The 15,719-nt window shown below is 57.8% G+C and carries 10 protein-coding genes; 1 reads left to right on the top strand and 9 read right to left on the bottom strand.

Going from position 1 to position 15,719, the window contains the following annotated elements:
- Positions 1-81: 81 nt before the first annotated feature.
- The 9 genes from dhaM to glpA form a co-directional block, all read right to left on the bottom strand.
- Complete coding sequence (gene dhaM / locus G5S47_RS03160) at positions 82-783, bottom strand: dihydroxyacetone kinase phosphoryl donor subunit DhaM (RefSeq protein WP_103633610.1); 702 nt, start codon at positions 781-783, stop codon at positions 82-84.
- Complete coding sequence (dhaL, locus tag G5S47_RS03155; RefSeq protein WP_103633609.1) at positions 780-1,412, bottom strand: dihydroxyacetone kinase subunit DhaL; 633 nt, start codon at positions 1,410-1,412, stop codon at positions 780-782. Before dhaL ends, dhaM begins: the two co-directional genes overlap by 4 nt.
- An 8-nt stretch (positions 1,413-1,420) precedes the next feature.
- Positions 1,421-2,413 (bottom strand): dihydroxyacetone kinase subunit DhaK, encoded by a 993-nt coding sequence (gene dhaK, locus G5S47_RS03150; protein WP_219585797.1) that lies wholly within the window; start codon positions 2,411-2,413, stop codon positions 1,421-1,423.
- A gap of 95 nt (positions 2,414-2,508) precedes the next feature.
- Positions 2,509-4,176: a bifunctional folylpolyglutamate synthase/dihydrofolate synthase gene (locus G5S47_RS03145; protein WP_219585796.1), complete on the bottom strand. Its 1,668-nt coding sequence runs from the start codon at positions 4,174-4,176 to the stop codon at positions 2,509-2,511.
- A 138-nt stretch (positions 4,177-4,314) separates the two neighbouring features.
- The gene (gene ileS / locus G5S47_RS03140) at positions 4,315-7,593 is read right to left on the bottom strand and encodes an isoleucine--tRNA ligase (RefSeq protein ID WP_103633606.1); all 3,279 of its coding nucleotides are present in this window, start codon (positions 7,591-7,593) and stop codon (positions 4,315-4,317) included.
- Between the two features lie 346 nt (positions 7,594-7,939).
- Positions 7,940-8,818 carry a DUF4349 domain-containing protein gene (locus G5S47_RS03135; protein ID WP_219585795.1) on the bottom strand — a complete coding sequence of 293 codons (879 nt, stop codon included), beginning with the start codon at positions 8,816-8,818 and terminating at the stop codon, positions 7,940-7,942.
- A 254-nt stretch (positions 8,819-9,072) separates the two neighbouring features.
- Entirely contained in the window at positions 9,073-10,311 is a 1,239-nt protein-coding gene (locus tag G5S47_RS03130; protein ID WP_103633642.1) for an anaerobic glycerol-3-phosphate dehydrogenase subunit C, read from the bottom strand.
- A gap of 11 nt (positions 10,312-10,322) precedes the next feature.
- Positions 10,323-11,573 carry a glycerol-3-phosphate dehydrogenase subunit GlpB gene (glpB, locus tag G5S47_RS03125; RefSeq protein ID WP_103633604.1) on the bottom strand — a complete coding sequence of 417 codons (1,251 nt, stop codon included), beginning with the start codon at positions 11,571-11,573 and terminating at the stop codon, positions 10,323-10,325.
- Positions 11,570-13,201: an anaerobic glycerol-3-phosphate dehydrogenase subunit GlpA gene (gene glpA / locus G5S47_RS03120; RefSeq protein WP_179370436.1), complete on the bottom strand. Its 1,632-nt coding sequence runs from the start codon at positions 13,199-13,201 to the stop codon at positions 11,570-11,572. Before glpA ends, glpB begins: the two co-directional genes overlap by 4 nt.
- Before the next feature lie 326 nt (positions 13,202-13,527).
- On the opposite strand from glpA, the gene G5S47_RS03115 reads away from it, so the two are divergent.
- On the top strand, positions 13,528-15,579 hold the full coding sequence (locus tag G5S47_RS03115) for a M13 family metallopeptidase (RefSeq protein ID WP_219585793.1): 2,052 nt from the start codon (positions 13,528-13,530) through the stop codon (positions 15,577-15,579).
- Positions 15,580-15,719: the final 140 nt, after the last annotated feature.

The following is a 15,719-nucleotide window of genomic DNA, read 5'->3' as shown; positions in this document are numbered from 1 at the left end:
TCGTAACCGATGATCGCATCATCGTTCACACGACGTGGCTGTGGCGGTACTCGGATGAATATCCACCACAGCCACACCGCATCACGAAACGTTTTCGATCATCTCTTTGAGAGCAACAATGCTCTCAGCTGCCTGCGGACCAGTAGCCCGCAGTTCAACCGTTTCGCCCTGCTTCACACCGAGAGCCATGATTTCAAGAACGGAAGCGGCATCTGTTCCATTCACAAGAATCTCGGCATCAAATGTGGCTGCAAGACGAGCCAGAAGAGCTGCCGGACGAGCATGCAGACCAACCGGATCAGCAACAACTGCCGTGTCCGTGACACCATCGGTTGGAGCTGAAGAAGTCTGGCGATCCTGATGCATAGAGTGAAGCTCGATCATTGGTCCGATCGCATTACGCGCAGCATCGGCAACGTCATTCAGGCAATCACCCAATTGAGCGCGCACCGCAGCCGCGACAGCACCCTCAACAAGCGGAGCTTCAATGAACTTCAGATGATCGGGATCGTCAGCAAAATCCAGAACCGATTCAACCGTCATCGTGGCTGAACCAAGATCTGTCAGGATCAAGACACCTGCACCATCGCCATCGCCAACCTCATCGAGGCAGGCGCTGACAGCAGCATCAATCTTGTCGAAGGACGTACCGATCCCGCCCTCATCAGTACCACCCGCGGCTTGGAAGAAAACCTCGGGAGCCATCTGCCGGGCAAGTTCGACTACGCCACGAGCCAGAAGATCCGAATGGCTTGCGATGACAAATGCAACGCGCGCCATCATTCCTCCTCAGCTGCTTCAAGCGCCTTCGCAAGGATGATCGCGGACGACATAGCACCCGGATCAAGATGTCCCTTGGAACGCTCTCCCAGGTAGGAAGCACGACCCTTGGTTGCCTGAAGAGGTTCAGTGGCAAGAGCACCCTTATGAGCGGCCTCGGAAGCAACCGCCAGAACCTGTTCAGGTGTGGCGCCAGATTCTGCAGCAGCCTTAGCTGCGTCATACGCCGGACCCCAGGCATCGACCATGGTCTTCTCGCCACGCTCTGCCTTGCCACGAGCCTGAATGCCAGCGAGAGCACCGCCGATCAGGGCAGCAACAGCTTCAGCGGTCAGAGGTTCGTCGACAGCAACCTTTGCTGCGCGCAGGAAAGCTGTTCCGTACAGAGGACCAGCAGCCCCACCGACCGTCGACATCAGAGTCTTCGCAACGATCTTCAGGCAGTCCTGAACGCTAGTCGGAGGCGTTGCTTCGAAGGCTTCCATGACCTTGCCGAACCCACGATCGAGGTTCTCACCATGATCACCATCGCCGATCTGGCGGTCCAGATCGATCAAGTATTCACGCTGAGCACCAATCTCTACGCGAGTAAGCGCAATCCAGCGCATTGCCCATGCAGTATCTAGCGCCATCTAGTCCCTCACTTCCATGCCGGTGTTGCCACCGGCGCATCGAACAGTTCAAGCATTTCGTCATCCACACGGAGCAGGGAGACAGAAACGCCAGGCATTTCAAGGCTGGTCACGTAGTTGCCCACCATTGTGCGAGCAATCTTAATGCCGTCTGCTTCCAGCAGCTGAGCCAGTCGACGATGGCAAATGTAGAGCTCGGACGAAGGTGTGCCACCCATTCCGTTGACCAGGGTGATCACACGCTGGCCCTTTTCAAGCTTCAGGTCATCACGAACCTTGATATAGAGCTCTTCCACCAGTGCGTCAGCGGTTTCCATCTTGCCACGACGGTAACCGGGTTCACCGTGGATACCGATACCGAGCTCGATCTCGTCTTCGCCAAGATCGAAGGAGGGGGTGCCTGCGTGAGGAACCGTGCACGGGCCAAGTGCGAGGCCCATGGAACGCATCTCGTCGTTCACACGCTGAGCGATTTCGGTGACCTTGTCAAGGTCGTCGCCACGTTCTGCAGCTGCACCGGCAAGCTTCTCAACAAAGACGGTGCCGGCAACACCACGACGGCCTGCAGTGTACAGCGAGTCTTCGACCGCGACGTCATCATTGACGACAACGGAACGGACCTCGATGTCTTCCATTTCAGCCATTTCGGCGGCGGTCTCGAAGTTGAGGACGTCGCCGGTATAGTTCTTCACGATGTGCAGGACGCCTGCACCGCGATCGGCAGCCTTTGTGGCTTCGAGGATCGGATCCGGGGTCGGGGACGTGAAAACGGCGCCAGGAACGGCAGCATCCAGCATGCCCAGGCCGACAAAGCCTGCGTGCAACGGTTCGTGACCAGAGCCACCACCGGAAACCAGACCGACCTTGCCGTTAGCCTTCGGGGTTGCGCGGGTAACGAAATCGGGATCGAGGTGAACCTCCACCATATCCGCATGCGCCAGAGCAAATCCTTCGAGGGTTTCCTTGACGACGTTGTGGACGTCATTGACCAGCTTCTTCATCGTGCCTCCTTGCATCAAAACAGAGCGGTCATGCTCTGGGACTATGGTGCCACGACTTTTGCTACTCGACTAGCAAAAAGACGGCTCGCTGCCCCCTATGGACGAATGCCAGCAAGATCAAGCATGTGGCCTGCAAGAACGACCGAGCCAAAGACGACCACGCCGCATTTGTCTGCGGGGTCAGTGGTGGCTTCAGCAAGTGTCGCCGCACGATCGACCGCTTCGCCAAGATTGTCGCGTACTTCCACCCTGTCTTCACCAAAGACATCGATTGCAATTTCGCGCAATTGCTGGATATTCGCAGCACGTTCGCCGGGCATTTCGGTGATGACAATCGAATCCAGATGCGGTTCCATTTCGGCCAGAACGGACTCGATGTCCTTGTCTCCCATCGCCGAATAGACGCCGACAACGTGAGCGAATGCGAAGGAATCGTCAAGCGCATCGGCAAGGACGCGAGCACCTGCGGGATTATGTGCAGCGTCGACAAGAATTGTCGGGGATGTGCGCACAACCTGCAGGCGTCCCGGCGAAGTCGCCGTCATCATGCCATTTTCGACGATCTTCGCATCCAAGGCGCGACCGCCCATGAACGCTTCGACACCAACCAGAGCTGCCGCGGCGTTGTGAGCCTGATGTTCGCCAAAGAGCGGAACGAAAACGTCAGTATAGGTGGCGGAAGGAGTGCGGACAGTAACCAGCTGACCGCCAACACCCATCTGGCGATCAAGGAGCTCGAAGTCTCGGCCTTCAAGGCGGACGATCGCATCGACTTCGCGGGCGCGGTCCAATAGGACCTCTAGTGCTTCTTCGGGTTGCTCGGCGATCACGACAATCTGACCGGGCTTGATAATCCCGGCCTTTTCTTCTGCGATTTCACGGATCGTGGAGCCCAGCCACTTCGTATGATCCAGATCGATCGGCATGATCACAGAAACGCCGGCCTCAATGAGGTTCGTGGCATCCCACGTTCCACCCATGCCGACCTCGATAACGCCAGCATCGACCGGGTGATCCGCAAACGCTGCCAACGCTAGAGCAGTAAAGACCTCAAAAAACGATAGGCGTACTCCTCCGTCAGCAACCGACTTCGTGTCGACCATCTCGACGTAGGGCGCGATATCGTTCCAGGCTGCGATAAAGGCTTCGCGGGAAATTGGTGCGCCTTCGATACTTATTCGCTCACGCACATCAATCAAATGCGGAGACGTAAATCGTCCGACGCGCACGCCGAACGCAGTCAGCACCGCATCGATCATGCGTGCGGTCGATGTCTTGCCGTTCGTACCCGTAATGTGCACGGTCGGGAATGTATTCTGCGGATCGCCCAGGATATCGAGCAGCATCCGGATGCGATCCAAGCTCGGCTCAATGTCGTGTTCGGGTGCGCGCTCGACGATTGATTCGTAGATCTTAGCCACCGCAGCATCCAGCTCAACCGAATCTGCAGCCTTCGCGAGAGCTTCTTCGTGTTCTGCGCGCGCTGCCTCGGCGTCGTCGGCGAAGTCTTCGTCGATATCGCCTTCCAGCTCGGCGAGAATCGAAGGATCGGGGCCAAGTAGCAAGGAGGATTCGACGAGGTTCCGCAGAGCAGTTTGCAGTTCAGCCTCTTCGGCATCTTGCCCGTGATCCGTTCCGTCAGTCAATGCCACCTCATCGGGCTCGTCAGCCGCTTCAAGGTAGGGAATCAGATCCGCAGGGATTGAGCCTGCAACCGCTTCTTCCTCGCTATCGCCAAAGAATGCGGAGTGATCGTTCGACATGAGGGCCTCCAGAGCACATGTTGCCCGGCGCATCGAAAGTGCGCGCAGTTAAAAAGCGACCCGCCTATTTTATACGGTTCGGGGCTGGGAGCACTTCGTAGTGATGTGATCCCAGCCCCGAGTCACGCGATCAAATGATCAGTGCTTTGCGACGCTCACCGTGAGCTTCTCGCCGGCTTCCACGTTCACCTGAAGGGCGAGCGTTTCGTGGGCGATCATTTCAGTGTGCGCGTTCACGGCGTCCACGCGATCAGTAGGAACAACGAGGTTCAGCGTGATGCGGTCAGCAATATGCAGGCCGGCGTTCTTACGCTCATCCTGCACGGCGCGGATCACGTCACGTGCGTAGCCTTCAGCTTCCAGCTCCGCGGTCAGCTCTGTATCAAGCAGGACCACCGTGCCATTGCTCATGACGTCCGCCGCCTGGCCTTCTTCAGCGTCCACGGTGGTGGCCACTAAGAACTGCTCGCCGGTCAGAACAACCGGCTGGCCATTAAGCTGGACGGTCGCAAAAACACAGCTACCGTCTTCGTTCACGGTCCACTCGCCCGACTTCTGCGCCTTGAACAGCAAAGACGTCAGCTTACGGAGCTCGGGAGCAAAGGCGCGCGGGTTCAGCGACAGTTCGATGTTCGCACGCAAACCGGATTCTTCCGGCGTTCGGAAGCGAACGTCCTTGACGTTGACCTCGGATGCAACAAGGTCAGCGAACTGGCCGAGCGCACCCGCCTGCTCAGAGACGATCGTCATGCCGGCAAGTGGCTGACGAACGCGCAGGTGATGGTTCTTACGCAGGGCGTGTGCCGTCGACACAACGTCGCGGACCTCGTCCATTGCGGACACCAGTGCGTCGTCAGCAACCAGATCCGAGATCACCGGGAAGTCAACCAGGTGGACAGACTCACCACCGGTCAGACCGCGCCAGATTTCCTCGCTGAGCAACGGGAGTAACGGAGCTGCAATCTCAGACAGACGGACAAGAGCGGTGTACAGCGTGTTGAACGCAGCCGAATCCTCCTCCCAGAAACGCTGGCGCTGAGTACGCACGTACCAGTTCGTCAGAACATCCAGGTAATCGCGGACGTGCTCGCATGCCTTCGCGATGTCATACCAATCCAAGTCAGCCTTGACATCGGCTGCGAGCGAGCGCGTGCGTGCCAGCAGGTAGCGGTCCATCTTCGACAAGCTGGAAACCACCGCTTTGTCGTTGAGGTCCCAGGCCGTGGCCTCGTACCCCTTGCCCCCATTCGCTGCCCCCGCGTACAGAGTGAAGAAGTAGTAGGTATTCCAGATCGGCAGTAGCACCTGGCGAACCGTGTCACGGATACCCGTGTCGGTCACTATGAGGTTGCCACCGCGGACGACAGGCGAGCTCATGAGGAACCAACGCATCGCATCCGAACCGTAGGTGTCGAACACGCCGTTGACGTCCGGATAGTTGCGCAGGGACTTGCTCATCTTGCGGCCGTCATCACCCAGAACGATGCCATGCGAGACAACGTTCGTGAACGCCGGGCGGTCGAACAGAGCGGTCGCCAGGACGTGCAGGGTGTAAAACCAGCCACGCGTCTGGCCGATGTACTCGACGATGAAGTCGCCCGGGTAGTGCGACTCGAACCATTCCTGGTTCTCGAACGGGTAGTGAACCTGCGCGTACGGCATAGAACCAGACTCGAACCAGCAGTCGAGAACGTCCGGGATACGGCGCATCATCGACTTGCCCGTCGGATCATCCGGGTTCGGGCGAACCAGCTGATCGATGAACGGGCGGTGCAGGTTATCCACCTTCACGCCGAAGTCGCGCTCAAGTTCCTTAAAAGAACCGTAGACGTCTTCACGCGGGTAGTTCGGGTCATCTGAACGCCAGACCGGGATCGGCGCACCCCAGAAGCGGTTACGCGAGATCGACCAGTCGCGAGCGCCGGCAAGCCAGTTTCCGAAGATGCCGTCTTTGGTGTGCTCAGGAACCCAGGTGATCTCTTGGTTGAGTTCGACCATGCGATCACGGATAGCGCTGACGCGCACGAACCACGAGGACACAGCCTTGTAGATCAGCGGCTTACGGCAACGCCAGCAGTGCGGGTAGGAGTGAACATACGACTTCTGCTGAACCAGAACGGCACGCTTTTCTTCGGGAACGCGGGCCAGCGGACCAGTACCATCGCGCAGGTCAACGGTGATCGGCTTATTCGCATCGAACACCTGCATGCCCTGGTAGTCGGGAACTTCAGACGTGAAGCAACCGCCTTCATCCACCGGGATGACCGGTAGGATTCCGCGTTCCTGGCAGACGAACATGTCGTCTTCACCGAATGCGGGTGCGATGTGGACCAGGCCGGTGCCGTCTTCCGTCGACACGTAATCGCCGGGGATGATCGTCCAGCCGTCCGGGCCGGGAGCCGCACCCTTGGCGCGGTGATCGGCGTTGTCGAAATAGTCGAAGATCGGGAAGTAATGCTTGCCCGCAAGCTCGCTCCCCTTGAAGGTCTTCACGATCTGCGGTTCTTCGCCCAGTTCCTTCGCGTATGCGCCAAGACGCCCCTGAGCGACAACGACATCCTGGCCGGCAACCGGGGACTCGAGGTCAGCCGGAACGCGCACGACCACGTAGTCGATGGTCGGGCCAACGGCGACAGCTTCGTTCGACGGCAAGGTCCACGGGGTCGTAGTCCAGATCAGGACCAGTTCACCCTTGTCAGAGCCCTCAACAAGAGGCTCTTCGAGGCGCATACCAACGGTGACCGTGTTGTCTTGACGATCCTGGTAGACATCGTCATCCATCTTGAGCTCATGGTTGGACAGCGGGGTACGGTCGTGCCAGCAGTACGGCAGAACGCGGTGGCCCTGGTAGGCAAGATCCTTGTCATAGAGAGTCTTGAATGCCCAGATGACCGACTCCATGTAGTTCGGGTCGAGCGTCTTGTAGTCGTCGGAGAAGTCAACCCAGCGAGCCTGGCGGGTGACATAGTCTTCCCACTCGTTCGTGTAACGAAGAACAGACGAACGGCAGGCCTCGTTGAACTTCTCGATGCCGAGGCCACCTTCGCGGGTGATCTCAGTGACATCTTCGATGCCGAGGATACGCTGCGCCTCGAGTTCAGCGGGCAGACCGTGCGTGTCCCAGCCGAAACGGCGTTCAACGCGGTGGCCGAGCATTGTCTGGTAGCGACCAACAACGTCCTTGACGTAGCCGGTCAGAAGGTGACCGTAGTGCGGAAGTCCGTTGGCAAAGGGTGGGCCGTCGTAGAACACGAACTCGTTCTGACCGCCTTCGCCAGCAGGGCGCGCCTCAATGGACTTACGGAAGGTATCGTTATCGGCCCAAAAGGCCAGGGTTTCGCCTTCCATCTGCGGGAAGGACGGGCTTGCGTCCACCTCGTTGTCGCGGTGACGCGGGTAAAAGCCGTGCTTCGTCATTGTTGTCCTCGTCTGTTCGATTCACAGGGACGAGGACCAGCTTCACTGGGACCCGCGGTACCACCCCGCTTGCTCTACCACCCCGATGCGTGCGCGCCGCAGGAGCAAAGCCGCTTCTTTTATTCGCTGTAACGGGCTCACCCGTTCGGTTCTACTGTGGGCGCACTGCGAGCGCGCCCGGTTCTTCCGAAAACTCCCCGGTGATACCCCGCGCCGTGTAGCGCAGGCCGGATCAACGTTGGTGTTTATCGTAGCTGAAATTACGACTGAGAGCCGAGCCAGCCCACGTGGCTTGTCCCTCACATCCCTCCGGCGAGAGTTCAACATCAGCGGTTAGTCTGCCCGGTCACATGTTGCGTGCGACCAGCGTATTCGTTGCCTGAGCAACGGGATCCCCCTGAGCCTCGGGCTCAGTTTCCGTAGACATGGTAGGCGTTGCCTCCCCTCGCGCGCGCCGGCGAGCCCTTCTACGGCGATATAGCCACACGAAAAATAGCGTGATCGGAATAATCACGATAAGCCACGGGACGAACATGATCAGTCCATACACAAGTCCTGCGATTCCCTGAGAGAACGCCTGCCAGGATTCTTCCCATGCCGAGCTTGAGGGAACCGGAGTGATCGCTGTCGAATGGAAAGAAACCTCAAGAGTTGAATACGACACTTGGTCGGAATACCAGGCGCGCTGCGCTTTCAGACTGTCGAGTTCTTCCTGACGACTTGTGAGTTCGCGTTCTGCTTCCAAGAGATCCGATGTAGTCTCTGCCTGATCGATCAAAGTGGTAAGGCGGGCGATGGATGCTTTCAACGCTGTGATGCGAGCGTCAAGGTCAGCGACTTCAGCCCCCGCATCGGCAGTATCAGTCGATTGATCAGTGACCTTCCCCAATTCTGCAAGCTTCTGACGAGTTTCTTCGAAGCTATTTGCTGGGATCTTGAATGTTGCGTTGCCCCACGGTGAATCCGATTCTCCCTTCAGGGAAGAATGAGCAACTGAGCCACCCGCTTCAGTGACGATAGTGGAGGCATGAGCTAACGCTTCAGCGGGATCAGCAACATCGAGGCTCATATTACCGGTGACGATCACTTGAGCTTCAACCGTTGTTCCTTGCGATTCTCTGTTCGAGTCATACGAAGAGTCAGAGTCTGAGTTACTCGCCTCGCTCGAAGAGGTGCCATACTCGTAATTCTGACCCACGGGCGCCCCACTGGAGTCAGAACTCATCGTTGAGCTTGCGCAACCGGCTAAAAGCAGACTTGTTATCGCTACAAGGGCGGTGGCGACTAATGGCTTTCGCGTTGTCTGCGAGGATCGGACAAAACGGGGGGGGCATGACTCCTCCTTAGCGTCGTGTGGTCTTTCATCGTATCGTCGCTACGAAGAAACGGTGCCGTATCTGAAGGAAATTAAGCCCTGATTGCAGTGAGGCGGTGCGAACCACGTGGGTTCGCACCGCCTCACTCGCCTGTATTCAACGTTCAGCTATGCAAGCCGTACGCCTTGTGGATCAGCCAGATCGGGTGAACAACGTTCGCACCCGTTGCGGTGCGCAACTGCCAACGGCACGTTTCCGTGTCGCACGCGGCCAGTTCAACGTTGACCTGCTTGATGAAGTCGAAGACAGGCTTTCCGACTGCCTGGGCAATGTCGTACTTTTCCTTTTTCATGCCGTAGGTACCAGCAATACCGCAACAAGGCTGGTTCGATTCCTTGACCTTCACACCGGGGATCAGTTCCATCAGTTCGACGGCCGGAAGGCCGAGACCCTGAGACTTCAGCTGGCACGGTGCATGGTAAGGGATGGTGATGTCCATCGGCTGGAAGTTCAGATCCAACTCGCCCTTTTCGTGCAGGTGCATGAGGAATTCGCAAATGTCCCACATACGCGAGCCCACGTCCTTCAGCTCCGGAGTATCCATCTCGAGGATCTCGTTTGCCTCATGGCGGAGCATGCCCGCACACGAACCGGAAGCGGAGATAATCGGCGCGTTGCGATTGGCCTTGCGCAGATCGTTTGTCAGCTTCGAGACGTACTTGCGGGACTCGTCGTACAGGCCGTTCGACTGCAATGCCAAACCACAGCAGCCGTGTGGCGGAACCAGAACCTCGTACCCGAGGTACTCGAGAACCTGGACCGAGTGGATCGACGTTTCGACCTCGAAGTACTGGCCTGCGCAACCGTGGAAGAAGATGACCTGGCCCTTGCGGCCAGAACCTTCCAGCGGCGTGTGCTTCTTGAACCAGCCTTCGAAGGTGCGACCGGCGGCCTTCGGCATCGGTGCGCTGCGGTGAACGCCGATGACTTTTTCCATGGCAATACGGATCGGCTTCACATCGAGCGCCCAGTTCGCGATCGGAGCAACCGGGGTCATGACGGTACCGATGAAACCGGTACGACCAATCAGGTGATCGCGAAGCGGAATGCCCTTTTCCTTCTTCATGTCGGTGCGAGCGTGGTGGATCATCTCGGTGACCTTCACGCCCTGCGGACAGACCAGCGTGCAAGTGCCGCACGACGAGCAGTAATCGATCGACGAATCGACGATCTGCCCTGCCTTGCGGTAGCGCTCTGCCTGCGGGCCGGAGTACTTCGGGCCCGGGAACAGATCGGTCACGCGCATGACCGGACACTGGGTTTCACAGATCGTGCACTTGACGCAGGAGTCGAGGGTGGAGCGCAGACCGAAGTCTTCGTCGGTCAGGGACAGTACGTTCATTTCTTCGATGGTCACTTCAGGCTCCCAAGGATCGAATCGGCGGCGCGGAGTGCGGAGGCAAGGGCAATGCCTTCACCTGACTTTTCGCGCCAACGGGTTGCGCCAGCCAGGTTTCCGCCGGCTGCGTAAACGTTGGTGTAGACGGGCTTCTTGGCTGCGTCCAGCGGGTGCATCTCATCGTCAACGTCAAGGCCGGCGAGGAAGATCGGCTGGTCGCTACCCCAGAAGTCACCGTGGAGAAGCTGGCCCTCAGCGCCGAGAACCGGCAGGCCGAGGATCGTTTCGGTGACCTTCCCGTAGGAATCCATATCGAGTGCGCCGGATTCGAAACCGCCACCAGCGAGGATGACATTCTTCGTTTCGATGCGCGTCGAGTGACCGGCGGTCCCGATCGTCACGGCGGTGACATTCTGGCCGTCAGTTTCGATGCCCTTCACGGCAGACCCGAGAATGAAGCGCGCTTCAGCCTTCACTAAAGCGGTCAGGACCTGGTTCATACGCATACCGGGGATTGATGGCGGTTGCATCGGGATCTCGAAGACCTTGTGTCCGAGCTGGTCAGCAATGTCTTTCCAGGCGTTCAGGTCATCGAGACCAAGCACGGCGGGAAGGCCGATGATTTCACCTTCGCGAACGTGAGGCTTGATGGCCTCAACCAGCTTGGTGCGCTTCTCGACTCGATCCAATGTGCGCGCATGGTTCGTACCGGTCGTATCGGCCTCGTCTGCACGCATCTCGACGTCGACGATCAACGAACGCGCCTTGATCGGTTCGCCATTCGGTGTGGTCTGGCGCGAGAGGTTTTCGGCAGCGAGGGTCGGGTAGAAATCCTTCAGTCGACGCAGACCGACGATCAGGTACGAGGCTCCGTCTGCAGGAATACCCGCTTCCATCGAGGGCTGGTACAGGCTCGTCGGACGGAGCGCACCGATCGCGGTCGGAAGCACAACGTTCTTTTCGGGATCGCCAACCAAAAGGTCAGGACCCAGGACATCCTTCAACCAGTTCGCGCTGTGAGCAATGAACTCGGGAGTGAAGTGCGTGTACGGGTGCGTCGGACGCGAGGAAATGTGCTCGGAGATCTGAGCGATCGGAGCATCCACGCGAGACTCGGAGTATCCGAGAATATCGACGGTGCCCTGGCCAAGCTGCAAACCGCCAAGCCCCTTCGTTACAACCGTGACCGAAGCGCCACCGCGAGCAAGATAAAGAGCTGCGGTAAGACCGGCAAGGCCAGCGCCAATAACAACGGCGTCTCTCATCGGGCGTCCTCCTTATTCTCGGAAGCTGATGCAGGAAAGACAAATTCCTCGCCAGGCTCGCCTTGCGCCATCGGCAGGTGCTCGACATCGAGCATGCCTTCATGAATCCAGTTATCAAGCGCTGCCTGACGTAGCTGCTTGCCGTAGGTGATCGGCCATAGACCAATCCAACGGTTCTTCAAGAAGGTCTTGAACAGTTCGTTTGCCTTCTCGGAATCGATATCTCCACGTTCGTGAGCGATACCGGTTGCACGCTGGGAGCAGAAGCCACCCTGGCAGGGGCCCATGCCGAGGCGAACCTGACGACGAACGTCATCAAGCTGACCGCCCGGCAAAGCATCCATTGTGTCTTCGAGCATCTTGCGGGTGACCAGTTCGCATTCGCAGATGATCTGATCGTGGCTGGGGGCCGCGTTCTTGTGCTCGATGTCGTGTAGGCGGTGGCCGATGGTGTAGAGCTTCGGCGATGCGGTCGGGACTGCTTCACCGGCGGTCTTGCACTCGCGTTTCTCGCCCATTTCTTCACACATGATGTCGACGATGCGCTCTGCCATCAGACGGTAGGTCGTGAGCTTGCCACCGGCGATGGTAAGCATGCCGTAGACGCCGTCACGCGAATTATGGTCGATGACCGACATGCCACGAGCCATGTGGCGCGTGTCGGTTGCTGCAACACGCGAATCCTTGACCAGCGGTCGGGCACCTGCCCACGCGTGAACCGCGCGAGCCTTGCGGAAGCCGGGAACCATTGCTTCGCCAGCATCGAACATCTGCTGAACCTGATCGGCGGGGATCGTCAGCTTGTCCGGGTCGTCTGCCTTGAGGTCCGTCGTGCCGATGATGCACACCGGGTGGTCAGGAACGATGATGTCGCCGTCGGCTGGCCAGATGCAGCGGTTGAGCACCGTCTGGGTCAGGCGGAAGTTCATTGCAATCATGATGCCGGCGCCGGGGACGACGTCAACGCCGTGACAGTCAGCCATCGCGGCAATCTGACCGGCCCAGGGGCCACCACAGTTCAAAACGAACTGACATTCGATGCGAGTGTCTTCGCCGGTGCGAACGTTGTGGACGATGACTGCGCTGATGCGGTCACCTTCGCGTTCGATCTTTGTGACCTTGTTGTAGGTCATCACCTGTGCGCCGTAAGCCTCTGCGGAACGGATTGCGCCCCAGACCATCTGCCAGCCGTCGACGGAGCCGTCGAGGACCTCGAATGCACGCTTGAGCTTGGGGTCAAGACGAGGCTCACGCTTCAGTGCCTCGGCGACGCTGATTTCCTGTGCCGGCACTTTTGCCGCGGCAGCGCGCTCGAGGAATTTATCTGCGTATTCTTCGTCGTCTTGCGAGGTAACCACGAACAGGCCACCGGTTGCTTCAACTGCGTTTGAGTTGATGCGCTTAACGATTTCGTTTTCTTCTGCACACTCGGTTGCTGACTCGGGGTCGGACGCGATGTAGCGTCCACCAGAGTGGAGCAGTCCATGGAAGCGGCCAGAGGTACCTTGTGCGATGTCGAATCGTTCAACGAGGACGGTTCTAAACCCTCGCATTGCAACGTCACGGACGACACCGGCTCCGGTGGAACCACCGCCAATGACGACAACGTCAGTGTTGATCGTCTTCACCATTCGTTCCCTTCACATTTTCGCTTCGGGCTTGCACACAGCTAGCCCCTTCGCCTCTTCAATAGTGCCTTGCCTCCCCTCATTTGATTGCATTGTTCAACCCCTATGCACAAATGTTCACAACTTAGGCGTACCTCATTTTCCATTCGTAGAGAAACGCCGGAAACCTGCGCTTTTCAGGTGTGAAATGACAGATTTTCACATAACGAATGATTCGGAATTCGCACTCGGATCTGCCAGGAAAGAGCTGGGGGGCACATGGCCCCTCCGACCACTCCCCTGTTTTCGCAAAGCGATATCTACATGCTCTGCCATACAGTTAGCGCATGAGCGAAAAGATTCTGGCGCGAGTCCTAGAAACCGCAAACATCGATTCCAACGTCCGTGCGCAGGACGATTTTTATCGTCACGTCAATGGACACTGGATTGCAACGCATGAAATCCCCGCTGACCGGCCGATCGACGGCGCTTTCCACGCGTTGCGTGATCTTTCCGAAGAACGTGGTCGGGATATTTGCAACGATGCTCTTGCCGGCACTCTTGATGACACGGACGCCACTCTTATTGCTACCCTCTGGGGTGCATTTATGGATGAAAACGCGATTGAGGAAGCAGGCATTACTCCCCTGTTTCCCTTCTTCGAGGCCATCGATCACGTAACTACGCGCGAAGAACTTGATGAATTGACTGGCACGTTGATGGCCGGTGGCGCCGATTCTTTCTTTGGGGCCTACAGCGGTACGCATCCGCATAATTCCGATGCGCGCATTATGACCTTTGTCCAAGGCGGAATAGGTCTTCCGGACGAGGCCTACTATCGCGAAGATTCATATGCACCCATCCGCGATGCCTACGTTTCTCACCTCGAGAAACTCGCATCGTTGGCCGGTATTGGTGAAAACTCTGCCCGGGTTGCGCGCCTGATTATGGATCTCGAAACGCGTTTTGCTTCGCATCACCGCAGTGCCGTGGATAACCGCAATCCCCTCCTGTCTGATAACCAGATGACGTGGCGCGAATTTGTTGCCAGTGCGCCTGGGTTCAATTGGGATGCGTGGGCGCGCGGCCTGGGTTGGCAGATCGGGGACGAGGCCCAGATCAGCGTGTCTCAACCCGATTTCTTTGCCGGATCGGCGCAGATTTGGGGCCAGACTCCGATCGAGGATCTGAAGATCTGGTCAAAGCTCTCCGTACTGGATGCGCGGATCGGTCTGCTTTCTTCGGAGTTTGTCGAAGAAAACTTTGATTTCTATGGCCGTACCTTGTCAGGCACACAGGAACTGCGACCTCGTTGGAAGCGTGCACTCGGCCTCGTTGAATCTGTTGCCGGCGAATCGCTGGGGCGCATCTGGGTGTCACGACACTTCCCGCCAGAGTCCAAGGAACGCATGGATCAGTTGGTCGAAGGGCTATTGAATGCCTACGGCGAAGCAATCACTACATGTGACTGGATGGGCGAAGAGACAAAGAAGCGGGCGCTTGAAAAGCTCGCAACCTTCCGCCCGAAGATTGGGTATCCACCGAAGTGGCGCGACATGTCGGGGCTCGTCATTGAACAGGGTGATTCTCTGGTTGACGCCGTGACAAAGGCCTACCAGTTCGAGACCACGCGAGAACTACGTAAGCTCGATGAGCCAGTCGACCGCGACGAGTGGCTGATGACTCCTCAGACGGTGAACGCTTATTACCACCCTGCGATGAATGAAATCGTCTTCCCTGCCGCGATCTTGCAACCACCGTTCTTCGATCCCGAAGCTGACGATGCAGTGAACTTTGGTGCAATCGGCGCAGTTATCGGACACGAGATCGGGCACGGCTTCGATGACCAGGGCTCACGGTATGACGCTCAGGGCAACCTTGAAAACTGGTGGAGTGACACCGACCGCGAGCTCTTCGAGCAGATCACGAGCAAACTGGTCGAACAGTACGACACACTCACTCCCCTAGATTTGGCTCAACTTGCGGTCTATGATCTGGATGCCGGCGAAGATACGCAGGTGGAAGAAGAGTCTTCACCTGTTCCAACGGTGAATGGTGCACTGACCCTGGGCGAGAATATTGGCGACCTTGCTGGTCTGACGATTGCATGGAATGCGTGGGTTGCCACGTTGAGTGAACAAGGCTTAACTATTGATTCTGCCCCGGTGATTGATGGTCTGAGCGGAGCCCAACGCTTCTTCTACGCGTGGGCACGAGCGTGGCGAACCGCGTCACGCCCAGAGTTTGCTCTGCAGATGCTGGCGATCGATCCTCACTCGCCCGCAGAGTTTAGATGCAATCAGATTGCACGCAATATGGATCAGTTCCACGAGGCCTTCGATGTCTGTCAGGGCGATCACATGTGGCTTGATCCCTCACAGCGTGTTCACATCTGGTAAAACTCCGCTTCATTTCTACCGTGGCGAACAGCCATCGGTCTGGGACTATTCCCCGTTCACGACTGATCACTCTGGCGGGTCATGCTTGCTTTTTCATTGTCAAATGTGCGTCAAAGGTCGTTCAGTGAAAAGATAGGATC

The sequence above is a fragment of the Schaalia turicensis genome, assembly GCF_019380255.1.
Taxonomy (GTDB): Bacteria; Actinomycetota; Actinomycetes; order Actinomycetales; family Actinomycetaceae; genus Pauljensenia; species Pauljensenia turicensis_A.
The sequence above is the reverse complement of the archived record's forward strand: the minus strand, read 5'-3'. Positions and strand labels throughout refer to the sequence as shown.